General features: G+C 68.1%; 13 protein-coding genes. 4 read left to right on the forward strand and 9 right to left on the reverse strand.

Features of this window, described 5'->3' with window-relative positions; all coding sequences use genetic code 11:
• Positions 1-17: 17 nt before the first annotated feature.
• Genes rapZ through AC2ITM_RS15935 form a run of 4 tightly spaced genes read right to left on the reverse strand, consistent with a single transcriptional unit; the run spans position 18 to position 3,691 of the window.
• The gene (rapZ, locus tag AC2ITM_RS15920) at positions 18-917 is read right to left on the reverse strand and encodes an RNase adapter RapZ (protein ID WP_486467608.1); all 900 of its coding nucleotides are present in this window, start codon (positions 915-917) and stop codon (positions 18-20) included.
• 39 nt (positions 918-956) lie between these two features.
• Complete coding sequence (locus AC2ITM_RS15925; RefSeq protein ID WP_486467609.1) at positions 957-1,373, reverse strand: HPr kinase/phosphorylase; 417 nt, start codon at positions 1,371-1,373, stop codon at positions 957-959.
• Positions 1,373-2,974, reverse strand: coding sequence for a sensor histidine kinase (locus tag AC2ITM_RS15930; RefSeq protein ID WP_486467610.1), 1,602 nt, complete (start codon positions 2,972-2,974; stop codon positions 1,373-1,375). The genes AC2ITM_RS15925 and AC2ITM_RS15930 overlap by 1 nt, the downstream gene beginning before the upstream one ends.
• Positions 2,975-2,986: 12 nt before the next feature.
• Entirely contained in the window at positions 2,987-3,691 is a 705-nt protein-coding gene (locus tag AC2ITM_RS15935; RefSeq protein ID WP_486467611.1) for a response regulator, read from the reverse strand.
• A gap of 394 nt (positions 3,692-4,085) precedes the next feature.
• On the opposite strand from AC2ITM_RS15935, the gene AC2ITM_RS15940 reads away from it, so the two are divergent.
• A complete protein-coding gene (locus AC2ITM_RS15940; protein WP_486467612.1) occupies positions 4,086-5,684 on the forward strand; it encodes a phosphoenolpyruvate carboxykinase in 1,599 nt (532 codons plus the stop codon).
• 131 nt (positions 5,685-5,815) lie between these two features.
• On the forward strand, positions 5,816-6,370 hold the full coding sequence (locus AC2ITM_RS15945; protein ID WP_486467613.1) for a DUF3859 domain-containing protein: 555 nt from the start codon (positions 5,816-5,818) through the stop codon (positions 6,368-6,370).
• A gap of 95 nt (positions 6,371-6,465) precedes the next feature.
• Here the strand turns inward: AC2ITM_RS15945 and AC2ITM_RS15950 are convergent, their stop codons facing one another.
• Positions 6,466-7,230: a sulfite exporter TauE/SafE family protein gene (locus AC2ITM_RS15950; RefSeq protein ID WP_486467614.1), complete on the reverse strand. Its 765-nt coding sequence runs from the start codon at positions 7,228-7,230 to the stop codon at positions 6,466-6,468.
• A gap of 154 nt (positions 7,231-7,384) precedes the next feature.
• Here AC2ITM_RS15950 and AC2ITM_RS15955 point away from each other — a divergent pair, with 154 nt between their 5' ends.
• Together AC2ITM_RS15955 and AC2ITM_RS15960 are read left to right on the forward strand one after the other, a co-directional pair.
• Complete coding sequence (locus AC2ITM_RS15955; RefSeq protein ID WP_486467615.1) at positions 7,385-9,073, forward strand: acyl-CoA dehydrogenase family protein; 1,689 nt, start codon at positions 7,385-7,387, stop codon at positions 9,071-9,073.
• Positions 9,074-9,438: 365 nt separating this feature from the next.
• Positions 9,439-10,548 carry a Hint domain-containing protein gene (locus AC2ITM_RS15960; RefSeq protein ID WP_486467616.1) on the forward strand — a complete coding sequence of 370 codons (1,110 nt, stop codon included), beginning with the start codon at positions 9,439-9,441 and terminating at the stop codon, positions 10,546-10,548.
• Here the strand turns inward: AC2ITM_RS15960 and AC2ITM_RS15965 are convergent.
• The 4 genes from AC2ITM_RS15965 to cobI all read right to left on the reverse strand — a co-directional run bounded on the left by AC2ITM_RS15965 (position 10,460) and on the right by cobI (position 14,367).
• A complete protein-coding gene (locus AC2ITM_RS15965) occupies positions 10,460-10,810 on the reverse strand; it encodes a hypothetical protein (protein WP_486467617.1) in 351 nt (116 codons plus the stop codon). The two genes, AC2ITM_RS15960 and AC2ITM_RS15965, sit on opposite strands and share 89 nt — an antisense overlap.
• Before the next feature lie 101 nt (positions 10,811-10,911).
• The gene (gene cobM / locus AC2ITM_RS15970; protein WP_486467618.1) at positions 10,912-11,694 is read right to left on the reverse strand and encodes a precorrin-4 C(11)-methyltransferase; all 783 of its coding nucleotides are present in this window, start codon (positions 11,692-11,694) and stop codon (positions 10,912-10,914) included.
• A gap of 166 nt (positions 11,695-11,860) precedes the next feature.
• Positions 11,861-13,675: a precorrin-3B C(17)-methyltransferase gene (gene cobJ / locus AC2ITM_RS15975; RefSeq protein ID WP_486467619.1), complete on the reverse strand. Its 1,815-nt coding sequence runs from the start codon at positions 13,673-13,675 to the stop codon at positions 11,861-11,863.
• Positions 13,666-14,367 (reverse strand): precorrin-2 C(20)-methyltransferase, encoded by a 702-nt coding sequence (gene cobI / locus AC2ITM_RS15980; RefSeq protein ID WP_486467620.1) that lies wholly within the window; start codon positions 14,365-14,367, stop codon positions 13,666-13,668. The genes cobJ and cobI overlap by 10 nt, the downstream gene beginning before the upstream one ends.
• Positions 14,368-14,378: the final 11 nt, after the last annotated feature.

Raw genomic sequence — 14,378 nt, forward strand, 5'->3', positions numbered from 1 at the left:
CGCTTTCCGGGCCACGGTCATCCCTTGCCGCCCCCGAGCTGGCGTCCTTCCTGCTCTCGGTGCCTAATTGACACTTGCCAGCCGGCCTCCGCAAGGGCCTGCCCCAGCCTTTCCGCCAAAGTGACGGAACGGTGCTTGCCCCCGGTACAGCCGAACCCGATCGCCAGATGCGCCTTACCCTCCTCGATATAGGCCGGCAACAGCATCAGCGTAAGGTCCGTGACCTTCTGCAGGAACGGATCAAAGCGCGGATCCGCCGCCACATAGGCCTGCACCGCCGGGTCCATCCCCGTCAGGTCGCGCAGCGTGGGTTCCCAGTAGGGATTGCGCAGGAAACGCACGTCGAACACCATGTCGATGCCGCGCGGCAGGCCACGCTTGTAGCTGAAGCTCTGCAGGTTGATCGCCATGCCCTGCGCGCCCTCGGCGGCGAACAGGCGGCCGATCTCGGCGCGCAGGTCGTGGATCGTCATGTCCGAGGTATCGACCAGCACGTCGGCGCGCCCCCGCACCGGCCCCAGCAGGTCGAATTCACGCGCGATGCCGTCCTCGGGGGTTTCGGCGGGGGCCAGCGGATGGCGGCGGCGGGTCTCGGAAAAGCGGCGCGACAGGACCTCGGCCCGGCAATCGAGGTACAGCACCTCCAGCGGCACGCCCTGGCGGCGGCGCAGGTGGTCGACCAGTTCCGTCAGCCCGGCGGTCGAGAAATCCCGGTTGCGCACATCCACCCCAAGCGCCAGAGGCCCCGGCGGCGGACCGTCCAGCAGCCTTGGCAGCAGCGACAGCGGCAGGTTGTCGATGGCCTCGAATCCCAGATCCTCCAGCGCGCGGATCGCGGTGGAGCGGCCGGCCCCGGACGGGCCCGTCACCAGCACGAGGCGCGGCTGCAGGCCGGGCATGTTATGTCCATTGGGCATGGGTGCCGCCGGTCAAGGTACCTTTGCAGCGTCGGGACGCTAATGGGCACGTCCCCCCCGCAGATATTGCAGAATCGCCGCCGGAAAGGCGACATTTCCACTATTGTGGAGCAAGGTTAAGGAAACCCCCAGCAAAATCGTGCTGCGATGCGGCGGAAGCCTGTCGGATTCCGGGGTTGCAAGATCGACAACCAGCGCAACCGGGGTCGGTCCGGCGGGATCGGCGTGCAGGATTCCGACGCCGCGGGCCTCGATCAGGCCCCGGATCGTGTCGGGGGCCTCGGCGATCAGCGCTTCGCCCTGTCGGGTCAGGATCACCCGGTCATCGGCCACCAGCTGCGCGCCGCGCGCCATCAGCTCCAGCGCCAGGGCGGACTTGCCGCTGCCCGAGCCCCCGAGGATCAGCACCCCCTGCCCGGCCAGCGCCACGCAGGAGGCATGGATCGTCCCCGCCATCAGATCGGCAGCCCCACCACCACCCGCGCGCCCAGGGGCGTCGAGGCCGGATCGTCCTCGGTCGGGCGGATGTTCTCGGCCCAGATGACGCCGCCATGGGCCTCGACGATCTGCTTGGCGATGGCCAGACCCAGGCCGGAATGTTCTCCGAAGGCCTCGCCGGGGCGGTCGGAATAAAACCGGTCAAAGATCTTTTGCAGGGCGGTTTCGGGGATGCCGGGGCCGGTGTCCTCGACCACGACCAGCACGCGGTTCTCGCGGCGGCGCGCCCAAAGGCGGATCGCATCGCCCGGCTCGCTAAAGCTCAGCGCATTGGCGATCAGGTTGACAAAAACCTGCGCCAGCCGCCCCTCCATGCCCAGGATGCGGATCTCTTCCTGCGGCAGGTCGGTGATGAATTCGACCCCTTCGGCGGCGGCCTGGTCGCGGGAATAGTCGGCCAGCCGGGTCAGGGTTTCGATCAGGCCGAATTCCTCCTGCTCTTCGCGGACCAGCTCGGCATCGAGGCGCGAGGCGTTGGAAATGTCGCTGACCAGCCGGTCGAGGCGACGCACGTCATGCTCGATCACCTCCAGCAGGCGCGCGCGCTGGTCGGGCCGCTGGGCGATGCGCAGGGTGCCGACGGCCGAACGCAGCGAGGCAAGCGGGTTCTTGATCTCGTGCGCGACATCGGCGGCGAAACGTTCGTTGGTCTCGATCCGGTCGTAAAGCGCCGACAGAAGACGCCGCAGCGCGCCCGACAGGCGGCCGATCTCGTCACCACGGGCGGACAGGTCGGGCAGGCGGACCCGGGCGGCCTCGCGCCGGGCGGCGGGGCTTTCGCCCGCCTCGGTCGCCCGCACCAGCCGGTCAAGCGGCGCCACCAGCCAGGCCGACAGCGCCAGCGACAGCCCTGCCGCCGCCAGGAGGCACAGCAGGAAAAGACGCAGCCGCCGCTCGGTGCCAATACGGGCCAGGGCCTCGGTCGGGGCCAGCGGCGCGGTCAGCGCCAGGCTGCCCAGAGGCTGCCCCCCGGCCGCCAGCGGCAGGACCGCCAGCAGATAGCGCCCGGCACCGTCGCGCGCCTGGCGCAGTTGCAGGCCGTCGCCCGCTGCCAGCGCCTGAAGGGCGGCCTCGGGCGGGGGGGCCAGGGGCGTGCGGGGCACCGCAAGACGCCGCCAGATCGCCAGCAGCGCATCGGTCAGGGGGGTACGCGGGACGGCAGCCGGATCGGGCACCAGGCCGGCGATCCGCGCCACCAGCTGCCTGTCGGGATCGAACAGCAGAACCTCGCGGCCCTGTTCCAGCGGCAGGTCCCGCAGCGCCTCCGCGGGCGGCAGGCCCGCCGCTGCCCGGATTTCCACCAGCCGCGCGGCCATTGCGGCCTCGTCCTTCAAAAGCGCGCCACGCTGCGCCACCAGCGAAGACCGGTCCGCGCCGCTCAGCAGGAAACCCGCCGCCATCAGCAGCAGGGCCAGCAGGTTGAAGGCAAAGATCCGGCGGGTCAGTGGCGAGCGCAGCAGCCGCTTCAGCCCGCGCCGGTCGCGCAGCAGGTCCCGCGCCCCCTCGGGCGGGGTGGTTGCAGCCCCCTCGGGCAGGGTCGGTCGGTCGGCAATCATCATGGCGATCGGCGCTCAGGTCTCATTGAACCTGTAGCCGATCCCATAGAGGGTCTCAATCGCGGAAAACCCTGCATCAACCGACCGGAGCTTCTTGCGCAACCGCTTGATGTGGCTGTCGATCGTACGGTCGTCGACATAGATCTGGTCATCATAGGCCACATCCATCAGCTGGTCACGGTTCTTCACAAAGCCCGGGTTCTGCGCCAGACACTGCAGCAGCAGGAATTCCGTCACCGTCAGCGTCACCGCCTCGCCCTTCCAGGTGACGGCATGGCGCAGCGGATCCATCCGCAGCGCACCGCGTTCCATCACCCGGGTCTCGGGGGTTTCGGGCACCACCACGCCGCCGGCCGCGACCTCCTGACGGCGCAGCAGCGCCCGGATCCGCGCCACCAGAAGGCGCTGGCTGAACGGCTTGCGGATGTAATCGTCAGCCCCCAGGCGCAGGCCCAGAAGCTCGTCCACCTCGTCATCCTTGGAGGTCAGGAAGATCACCGGCATCTGGCTGGTGCGTCGCAGCTGCTGCAGCAGCTCCATCCCGTCCATCTGCGGCATCTTGATGTCGAACACCGCAAGGTCCGGCTGATCGCGGCCGAACCCATCCAGCGCCGCAGCCCCGTCACCATAGCAGGAGACGTCAAACCCCTCGGCCTCCAGCGTCATCGACACCGAGGTCAGGATGTTGCGGTCATCGTCCACGAGCGCGATCCTGGCCATCCCACCCCTTTCAGCCCCCGTTCGGGAAAGTTGCATCACTATTCCCCATTATTGCCTTTACAAGCAATCCCGATCTCCGAATCGCCCGCCCCGTCCCGAAAATGTGGCGAGAGTGTCTTATCAATGCCTGAATCTCTCCGACATTTTCCCAAGGACAACGGATGTTTGCGGTCACGCCAAAGGGAAACTTCCCTTACGGAGGCATCATTCCGCAGGTGGTGGCGCTAAACCGAAAATGGTTGCGCTAACCGTCCGGCGGGGCCCTGTTCAGGCTTGGAACAAGCGTGTTAAGAGGCCCAATATTCGAGGCGCAAGAGCCCCGAAGCCGGCCAACCACGCGGCGCGCCGGCGGTGGAGGACTACCGCGACTGCCGCGGACAAAGGAGTGTGACGCATGGCAACTGGACGGGTGAACCCGCACTTCAAGCTTGAAGATCAGGGCATCGAAGGGCTGGGCAATGTCTTTTACAACTACCTGGAGCCGGCGCTGATCGAGGCCGCCCTGAAGCGGAATGAAGGCACGCTGGGCCAGGGCGGCACCTTCCTGGTGACGACCGGCAAGTACACCGGTCGTTCCCCCAAGGACAAGCATGTGGTCAAGACCCCCTGCGTGGCTGACAAGATCTGGTGGGAAAACAACGCCGAGATGTCCCCCGAGGGCTTCGATGCGCTTTATGCCGACATGCTGGAGCACATGAAGGGCAAGGACTATTTCGTGCAGGACCTGATCGGCGGCGCCGACCCGTCCTATGCGATCAATGTCCGCGTGGTCTCGGAACTGGCCTGGCACAACCTGTTCATCCGCCACCTGCTGCGCCGCCCCGACCGCGAGGCGCTGAACGACTACGTGGCCGACTTCACCATCATCAACTGCCCCAGCTTCAAGGCGGATCCCGCCAAGCATGACTGCCGCACCGACACCGTGATCGCGCTGAACTTCGCCAAGAAGCTCATCCTGATCGGCGGCACCGAATATGCGGGCGAGAACAAGAAATCCGTCTTCACCCTGCTGAACTACATCCTGCCCGAGAAGGGCGTGATGCCGATGCACTGCTCGGCCAACCACGCCAAGGGCAACCCGGTCGACACTGCGATCTTCTTCGGCCTGTCGGGCACGGGCAAGACGACGCTGTCGGCCGATCCCTCGCGCGTGCTGATCGGCGATGACGAACACGGCTGGTCGGACCGCGGCACCTTCAACTTCGAAGGCGGCTGCTACGCCAAGACGATCAACCTGAGCGCCGAGGCCGAGCCGGAAATCTACGCCACCTGCTCGATGTTCGGCACCGTGATCGAGAACATGGTCTATGACGAAGAGACCATGGAGCTCGACTTCAAGGACAGCTCGCTGACCGAGAACATGCGCTGCGCCTACCCGCTCGAGTACATCTCGAACGCGTCGCCCTCCGCGCTTGGCGGCCACCCCAAGAACATCATCCTGCTGACCTGCGACGCCTATGGCGTGCTGCCGCCGATCGCGCGGCTGACCCCGGCGCAGGCGATGTACCACTTCCTGTCGGGCTTCACCTCCAAGACCCCGGGCACGGAACGTGGCGTGGTGGAACCGCTGCCGACCTTCTCGACCTGCTTCGGCGCCCCCTTCATGCCGCGCCGCCCCGAGGAATACGGCAAGCTGCTGCAGGACAAGATCGCCAAGCACGGCGCCACCTGCTGGCTGGTCAACACCGGCTGGACCGGCGGCGCCTTCGGCACCGGCTCGCGGATGCCGATCCGCGCCACCCGCGCCCTGCTGACCGCCGCCCTCGACGGCTCCCTGAACGAGGCCGAGTTCCGCAAGGACGCCAACTTCGGCTTCGAGGTCCCGGTCTCGGTGCCGGGCGTGGCCGAGGTCCTGCTGGATCCGCGCCGCACCTGGGAAGACGAGGCCGCCTATGACGCCCAGGCCGCCAAGCTGGTCACGATGTTCTCCGAGAACTTCGAACAGTACCTGCCCTATATCGACGAGGATGTGAAAGCCGCCGCCATCGGCTGATCCGCCCTCAGGTCTGACCGCACACGCCCCGCCCCTCCGGCGGGGCGTGTCGCATCCGGGCCCTGCAACCTTGACGTGGGCCCCCCCGCCGTCGCATGACAGGGCATCCCGCCGGCAAGAGGCCCGCACCGATGCCCATTCCGCTGCCCCCGCACATTGCCCTGCTGCTGGCCCTGACCACCGGCCCGGCCCTGGCGCATGGCGCGGAACCGGCCGATTTCGCCACCGCCCCGGTCCAGCTTCAGGAAGCGGGCATCTACTGCGGCACCGATCCCGTCGCCACCCGCCCCGCCCCCGGCACCGAAAGCGGCTACATCCTGGTCGTCTCCGGCAGCCAGCAGGCGGTCTCGCTCAACCGCCGGGTTCCCGCGGAACTGGGCATCTCCTTCGGGGTCCGCATCCGCCTGGCCGAAAACGCCCCCCCCGGACCCTACCGGATGATCGTCACCCACCCCCCGATCGGTCCCGAGGGCATCACCCGCGAAACCTGGGACCCGAACCTCGGCCCCGATTACGGCGTCCGCAGCTTCCTCTTCGAACACGAGCGTGAACTCCAGCCGGGCCTGTGGTCCTTCGCGGTCGAACACGATGGCCAGCTCCTGCTGCACCAAAGCTTCCAGGTCGTCCCCGCCGCCCAGGCCCCCGAAGCCATCGACCTCTGCTTCGGCCAGGACTATACCTCCTGACGCCCGCGCACATTTTCTTGTTTCAAATACCTCGGGGGGGTCAGCCGCAGGCTGACGGGGGCAGCGCCCCCTCCCGGCCCGCCGCGAGGCCCCGCCTATCCCGCCAGCACCGCCCGCCGCAGCAGGTTCAGCCCGGCCAGCAGCAGCACCGCCAGGGTGATCCGCCGGAACAGCGCCTGGTCGATCCGCTCATGCACCCGCCCGCCCATTGCCATCCCCGCCAGCGCCGCCGGCACCAGCACCAGCGACAAGGGCAGGCTCTGCGCGTTGACCACCCCCGATCCCGCATGGGCCCCCAGCAGCAGCACCGAGGCCAGGCCGTAGATCACCCCCTGGATCCGCACCTGGTCGCCCTTGGGCGTCTCCAGCGCCGTCAGATAGGCCACCGTCGGCGGCCCCCACACCCCCGAGATCCCGCCGATCCCGCCCGCCAGCGCCGCCACCAGCACCTCGACCCGGCGCTTCGGCGGATGGCCCAGCCGCAGCGGCCGTCCCAGCAGCTGGCTGGCCGCGAAGGCCACCACCAGCGCCCCGATGCCGCCCAGCATCAGCCCCTCGGGCAGGCGATGCACCAGCTGCGCGCTCAGCAGCAGCATGACGCCGCCGATGCACAGGAACAGCCGAAACCGCCGCACCACTTCCCAGGCCGCCCGCGGCCCCTGCCGCAGCGCCTGCCAGGCATTGGTCGCCAGGGTCGGCAGAATCAGCCCCGCCAGGGCCAGCTCGGGCGGAATCAGCGCGCTCAGCCCGGAAATCATGATCATCGGCATGGCAAAGCCCACCAGCCCCTTCACCACGCCGGCCAGAAGCGCCACGGCCAGACAGGCCGCCAACAGGAAGGGATCGGAAAACACGTCCATTCCCAAGGGGTAACCTGCGGATGCCCAGGGGGAAACATAAAACATCAAGGTAATATATGACCATTTCGTCGCAGCATTGCGCATATTAATTGCGCTGCACCTGCGAAATGACTATATCAACCCGGACCGGAGGACCCCCGAGGAGGACAGTGCGATGCCCCGTGACGGACAAGACAGGACCATGCCCCCCGCCCCCATGCTGGAGGATCTGCTGACGCTGACCGGCGCCACGCTGGCTCCGCTGGCCGCTCTGCGCGATCGCGCCCGCGCCGTGGTGCGCACAGGCGTCGAACGGGACGGCCGCGTCTCGGCCCGGGCGGTCGAGGCCGCGCAGACCGCCACCCATGGCCTGGCCTGGCTTGCCACCTATGTCACGGCCCTTGAACAGATGCAGGCCTGGGCCACCCGCCTTCAGGACCAGGGCCGCCTGACCGAGACCGAGCAGCTGATCCACCAGATCGCCTTCGGCGAATACCTGGGCCAGATCCGCGGCGGCATCCCGATGTCCCAGAACGAGACCGTCCGCCTGGCTGACCTCGGCCTGTCGGAAGACGACGAGACGCTTCTCGACACCCCCGAGATCCGCACCCTGACCCGTCAGGGCAACAGCCAGGACGCGCGCTCGCGCCTCGCGCAGCTGATGGTCGAGGCCCAGGGCGCGGGCATCTACGGCGCCTCCGGCCTCGATGAAGAGCTGGAGATGATCCGCGACCAGTTCCGCCGCTATGCCGCCGAAAAGATCGCCCCCGTCGCCCATGAATGGCACCTCAAGGACGAACTGATCCCCATGGAGGTCATCGAGGAGCTGGCCGAGATGGGCGTCTTCGGCCTGACCATCCCGGAAAACCTCGGTGGCTTCGGCCTGCCCAAGGCCGCCATGGTCGTCGTCTCGGAAGAGCTTTCTCGCGGCTATATCGGCGTCGGCTCCCTTGGCACCCGGTCGGAAATCGCGGCGGAACTGATCCTCTGCGGCGGCACGGATGAACAGAAATCCCACTGGCTGCCCCGCATCGCCTCGGGCGAGATTCTGCCCACCGCCGTCTTCACCGAACCAAACACCGGCTCCGACCTGGCCGCACTGCGCACCCGCGCGGTGAAAGGGGCCAATGGCGACTATGCCGTCACCGGCAACAAGACCTGGATCACCCATGCTGCACGCACCCATGTGATGACGCTGCTGGCGCGCACCGACCCGAACACCACCGACCACACCGGCCTGTCGATGTTCCTGGCCGAAAAGACCCCCGGCACCGATGAAAACCCCTTCCCCACCCCCGGCATGACCGGTGGCGAGATCGAGGTCCTGGGCTATCGCGGCATGAAGGAATACGAACTGGGCTTTGACAATTTCCAGGTCGCAGGCGGCAACCTTCTGGGCGGGGTCGAGGGCCAGGGCTTCCGCCAGCTGATGCAGACTTTCGAAAGCGCCCGCATCCAGACCGCCGCCCGCGCCATCGGCGTGGCCCAGGCGGCGCTGGATTGCGGGATGCAGTATGCGCTGGACCGCAAGGCCTTCGGCGGGCCGCTGATGTCCTTCCCGCGGGTCTCGGGCAAGCTGGCCATGATGGCGGTCGAAATCACCATCGCCCGCCAGCTGACCTACTTTGCCGCCTATGAAAAGGATCACGACCGCCGCTGCGACCTGGAGGCCGGCATGGCCAAGCTGCTGGGCGCCCGCATTGCCTGGGCCTGTGCCGACAACACCCTGCAGATCCACGGGGGCAACGGATTCGCGTTGGAATACCTGGCCTCGCGGCTGCTGTGCGACGCCCGCATCCTGTCGATTTTCGAAGGCGCGGCCGAAATCCAGGCCCAGGTCATCGCCCGGCGCATTCTCTCATAGGTTGCGCATCGTCCCGCGCGCGATGCAAAAACGGGCGCAAAACATGCATTCAGGGTGAAGCGCTTGGTCCCAGGTCGCTTTGCACGTGACGTCGGGTCACAGCAATGCCATGGTTAAGATATCTTAAGCAATGGCTTTGTCGGGATCCTCCCAACCGGTCCTTGATGCATTTATAGACAAAGGGCTTGCACGGCCCGCAGGACCGTGCCGCCCGAGGTGCAATTTCGCCGTTCCGAGGGCTCCCCTCGTTGGCCGCGGACCCAGGTCCGCGGCCTTTTGTTTCCCGCCCTGGCCCGCTTTAGCCATATATTAAGCATCTTGCCCATTAAGGTTAACAATACACAACCTATACAGGCATTCCTTCCTTGGCACGGTTCTACGAGGTCTTTCGCACAGACCTGACCGACGGCATTGCCGATTCTCCCTCGCAGCTGATCCTCATGGTCGTCTATGGCGCGACGGAACCGGTCGACCCTGCCGACGGGGCGGGGCTGCGCATCATCGACCAGAATGACGATGGCCGGATCTCGCCCGACGACTTCCGCGACGCCACCGGAGGCGGCGGGCTGGGGCTGAACCTGGGCGGCGAAGTTCTGCTGTTCGACGGCGCACCCCCGCTGAACGACTTCACCGGTACGCTCTATGGTCCCGCCCCGGTGGCCGCTGGTGTCGATGTCTCGGCCTATCTGACGCTTTTGACGACCAACTTCGCAGCCCTGCCGGCCGAGAACCTGGAAACCGGCAATCCTGACCAGCCGCCCGGCACGGATCCCACGGCCTCGACCCCGGTCTGCCTGGCCGCCGGCACGCGCATCCTGACCCCCAAGGGCCCCCGACGGATCGAAGATCTGCGCCCCGGAGACCTGGTCCAGACCGCCGATCACGGCGCCCGGCCGATTCTGTGGACCGCAGGGCACCGGGTCAGTGCCGGCCAGCTGGCGCTGCACCCGCCACTGGCCCCGGTGCACATCGCCCCCGGCGCCTTGGGGCCAGGCTGCCCGACCGGGGCCCTGACGGTCTCGCCGCATCACCGCATCCTGCTGCGCTCGGCCATTGCCGCCCGGATGTTCGGCACCCCCGAGGTCCTGCTGCCCGCCCGCCATCTGGCCGGCCTGCCCGGCATCACCCGGGTGCTGCCCGCCCAGGGCATCCTCTATCTGCACCTGCTGCTGGAACGGCACGCCCTGATCTCGGCCGAGGGCGCCTGGACGGAAAGCCTGCTGCTGGGGGAACAGGCCCTGCGCCATCTGGGCCCCCTGGCCCGTCGGCAGATCGCAGGCCTCGGCCCGCCGGCACAGGATCCGGTCCGCCCCCTGGTCGAGGGGCCCCCCGCGCGCCAGCTGCTGGCCCGCCACCTGCGCCACCGCCGGGCATTGTGGCTGCCGATCACATCCGTTCGATCAACCCCGCTGGGGCATCCTCATCACGCTGGAAATCCAGCGGCGGCGCATCCCGCACGGGGGTCGATCGCTTGAATTCGTACCGCATTTCGCCGTCCTCCTCTTCCGAGGCGATGATCAGGCAGCACGCCAGCAGCCGCGTGCCCTCGAACAGCTCGACCATGCCGCGCAACGGCGGCACCACCCCGGCCTCGACGGCAAAGCCCCCATCCCAGCGGCGCAGCACCGCATGGCGCTTCCCATCGGCCTCGACCCGCAGCCGCGAGGCCTTCCGCTCGGCCTCGCGGCGGGCCCGGATCAGTTCGGCGGCGATCTCTTCAGGAAGGATCTCGGTCATGGTTCAGTCCTGTCTTCCGGCCGGGAAAGGCCCCGGCCTGACAAGAATGTGAGCCGAATCAGCTTAACGTCAAGCAACCGCCGCCGCAGAAACCCAAGGCCTCAGGCGCTGTTCCCCGAACGCGACAGCCGCGGGCGCAGCACATGCGGCCGCCCCGGATCATACAGCGCCGAGTCCTTGAAATCGCTGACTTCTCCCAGAACAGGCCCGACCATGACCAGCGCCGTGCGGGTGATCTTCTCGGCCCGGACCTTCTCGTGGATGTCCGACAGCGTCCCGCGGATAAAGGCCTGATCCGGCCAGCCCACCCGATAGGCCACGACGACCGGGCAATCGGCGCCGTAATAGGGCGCCAGCTGACGCTCGATCTCGCGCAGGTGGCGAATGCCCAGATGAATCGCCAGCGTCGCGCGCGAGCGGGCAAAATTCTCCAGCGTCTCATGTTCCGGCATCGAGGTGCTCTTCATGCTGATCCGGGTCAGCACGATCGACTGGGCGATCTCCGGCACCGTCAGCTCCTGCCCCAGCGCCGCTGCGGCCGCGGCATAGGCCGGCACGCCGGGCACGATCTCGTAGGCAATACCGTCGGCGCGCAGCCGCCGGATCTGCTCGGCGATCGCGCCGTAAAGCGACGGGTCCCCCGAATGCACCCGCGCCACATCCTCGCCGCGGTCCCGCGCCGCCAGGATCTCAGCATGGGTCTCCTCCAGCGTCATCGGCGCAGTATCCATCACCCGCGCCCCATCAGGCGCACCGGCCACCACCTCGGCCGGCACCAGACTGCCAGCATACAGGCAGACCCGACATTGCCCGATCAGCCGCTGCGCCTTCAGCGTCAACAGTTCCGGATCCCCCGGCCCTGCGCCGATAAAATAGACCTTCATCTCATCCATCCCGGCAAGACCGCGGCCCCGCCCATTTTCTTGTTCCAAATACCTCGGGGGAGTCGCCAAAGGCGACGGGGGCAGAGCCCCCTTCCCTTCTGTCTGTCGCGCAACGCGCGACGGGGGCGGGGCCCCTTCCTTTCTGTCTGTCGCGCGACGGGGGGCTCTATCCTTTCACCGCAAGGTCGCCGTCGATCCGCCGGGCATAGCCCCTCGGCGTGTACATCCGCGCCCCCTCGCCCAGTGCCGCCAGCTTCGAATTGCTTGACCCCACCAGCACCACGGTCAGCATGTCGACCTCATCGACCTCCAGCGCATCCAGTCGCCGATACCGCAGCTCCTCCTCGGGCCGCCCCAGGTTGCTGGCCAGCATCACCGGCGTGTCGGCCGGGCGGTGCTGCAGCAGGATTTCGCGCGCCTCGGCCAGAAGCGTCCGGCGGGTCTTCGACACCGGATTGTAGAAGGCGATGACGAAATCGCCCTCCGCCGCCGCCTTCAGCCGCCGCAGGATATCGGCGCGCGGCGTCAGCAGGTCCGACAGAGAGATCGCGCAGAAATCATGTCCCAAGGGCGCACCTGCCCGCGCAGCCGCCCCCTGCAGGGCCGAGACGCCGGGCGAACAGATCACCTCAACCCGCCGCGCCGCATCGCTCACCCCCATCTCCTCGGGACCACGGTCCAGCAGTTCAAAGACCAACGCGCCCATGGCGTAGATCCCGGCATCCCCCGAACAGACCAGCGCAACGTTGCGCCCCTCGCCCGCACGTTCCAGCGCATAGCGGCAGCGCGCCTCCTCGCCGCCCAGCGGGAAATCGCTGCGCGTCTTGCCCAGGGCCAGCGGCCCCAGCAGATCGATATAAAGACCATAGCCCACCAGCTCCTCGGCCTCCGAGACCAGCCGCGACACCTCGGGCGTACGCCAGCTGGCCTGACCGGGGCCGATCCCGACCACCGACAGCCGACCGCGCGGACGCCCCGTCAGCGCGGTGATGGGTTCGGGCGCGCGGGCCAGCGCGCAGGTCGCATTGGCACTCTTCACCTTGACCTGCGCCAGCACCGCCTCGGCCCCCGCGCCTGCCAGAGCAGCCCCCTCGGCCACGCCATGGCAGCCCACCTCGGCAAAGACCACCTCCGAGGGCGTCGCCAACCGCACGGCCTCGGCCTCCAGCTCCGCCGCGGTATAGACCCTGAGCGGCACGCCCAGTTTCGCGGCCAGCGCATTCACCGCAGGCTCGTCGGCCTTCAGATCCAGCGTGCAGAGCGCCGCAATCGCCCCCGGCGCCACGCCGTTCTGCTCCAGCACGCCCTGAACCAGCGCGTCCAGTTCCTCGGCCGCGCAGTTGCGCGCGCAGCCCACCCCCAGGGTGAAGACCTGCGGATGAAAGGCCAGAACGCCCTCGGGCTGCGGCCCGACATCGACACCGATCGCCACATCCCCCGCAGGCAAGACAGACAGCCACCCGGCCCGATCCGCCCAGGCACCCGACACCGTCGCCCCGGCCCCCGACAAAAGCCGCGCCATCGCCCCCTGCGCCAGTTCCGGCGTGCCCAGGGCCCAACCCGCAGGCGGCTCGTCCAGCGCCAGGCCCAAGGTCACGTCGCCCGCAGTGGTCACGGCCGCAACCGCCTCCAGCGCCTGGGCGATCTGGCGCGCCAGACGGTTCGCCCCACGATGCCCGCCCAACAGCGGCACCACCACGGCGCCATCATCGCTGACGGAAATCACCGCAGGCTCTGCCTTCTTGTCGGCCAGCAACGGCGCCACGGCGCGGATCAGGATGCCGCTGGCGCAGATCCCCACCACGGGACGCCCGGCGGCAAACATCTCACGCGCGAAATCCAGCGCATTGGCAAAGGTGGCATCCGCCCCGGCCACGCGCCCGGCGCGCCCGTGCAGCGGCACGCCCAGAGCATCCGCCACCTTGCGGCCGACGGCCTCTCCCGCGCCCGAGACGCACATCACAACCGGAGTCACAGCCAAGGATCATTCCCCTTACGAACCAGAATCATCGAAAAATAAGGCGCCACATCGGGCGCCTGCGCCAAGGGCACCACCACCTCTTCGGGCAGGGTGGCGCGCTCGACATAGACGGCGCGGCCCTCCAGCCCCAGACCGGCCAGCACGGCGCGGATCTTCGCCAGATGCCGCCCGACCTTCATGATCGCGACACTGTCAGCCTGCGCGATGCGCGCCGCCATCTCGGCCTCGGGCAGCGGGCCGGGGATCACCTCCAGCCGCTCGTTCCGGGCCACCAAGGGCAGCCGCGCCCGGGCCGAAGACGCGGAAACAGAGGTCACGCCCGGCACGATCTCGACCGCAAAGCGGCCCTCAAGACGCGCGAACAGATACATGAACGAGCCATAGAAGAACGGGTCGCCCTCGCACAGGCACACCACGTTCTCGCCCGCAGCCAGCGCCTCGGCAATCGCCTCTGCCCCGGCATCATAGGCGGCCTGGGCGGGCCCGCGCTCGACCACCATGGGCACATCCATGACGATTTCCCGCACATCGGGCGCGATCAGCCCGGCGGCAATGCGGCGCGCAAAACTCTCGGCGCCCGCCAGCGTCGGATAGGCAATGACCCGCGCCGCGCCGATCAGCCGCGCGGCCTTCAGCGTCACCAGTTCCGGATCGCCCGGCCCCAGTCCAACGCCATACAACCGACCGCTCATGCCGCCGCCCC

The organism is Pseudooceanicola sp. NS-SX9, assembly GCF_057380705.1.

What these genes read in the sequence shown, in the direction of transcription:
- cobM (WP_486467618.1), bottom strand. Translation starts at nt 11,694, where the DNA reads ATGAAGGTCTATTTTATCGGCGCAGGGCCGGGGGATCCGGAACTGTTG.
- rapZ (WP_486467608.1), bottom strand. Translation starts at nt 917, where the DNA reads ATGCCCAATGGACATAACATGCCCGGCCTGCAGCCGCGCCTCGTGCTG.
- AC2ITM_RS15950 (WP_486467614.1), bottom strand. Translation starts at nt 7,230, where the DNA reads ATGGACGTGTTTTCCGATCCCTTCCTGTTGGCGGCCTGTCTGGCCGTG.
- AC2ITM_RS15925 (WP_486467609.1), bottom strand. Translation starts at nt 1,373, where the DNA reads ATGGCGGGGACGATCCATGCCTCCTGCGTGGCGCTGGCCGGGCAGGGG.
- AC2ITM_RS15965 (WP_486467617.1), bottom strand. Translation starts at nt 10,810, where the DNA reads ATGACCGAGATCCTTCCTGAAGAGATCGCCGCCGAACTGATCCGGGCC.
- cobI (WP_486467620.1), bottom strand. Translation starts at nt 14,367, where the DNA reads ATGAGCGGTCGGTTGTATGGCGTTGGACTGGGGCCGGGCGATCCGGAA.
- AC2ITM_RS15945 (WP_486467613.1), top strand. Translation starts at nt 5,816, where the DNA reads ATGCCCATTCCGCTGCCCCCGCACATTGCCCTGCTGCTGGCCCTGACC.
- AC2ITM_RS15955 (WP_486467615.1), top strand. Translation starts at nt 7,385, where the DNA reads ATGCCCCGTGACGGACAAGACAGGACCATGCCCCCCGCCCCCATGCTG.
- AC2ITM_RS15930 (WP_486467610.1), bottom strand. Translation starts at nt 2,974, where the DNA reads ATGATGATTGCCGACCGACCGACCCTGCCCGAGGGGGCTGCAACCACC.
- AC2ITM_RS15940 (WP_486467612.1), top strand. Translation starts at nt 4,086, where the DNA reads ATGGCAACTGGACGGGTGAACCCGCACTTCAAGCTTGAAGATCAGGGC.
- AC2ITM_RS15935 (WP_486467611.1), bottom strand. Translation starts at nt 3,691, where the DNA reads ATGGCCAGGATCGCGCTCGTGGACGATGACCGCAACATCCTGACCTCG.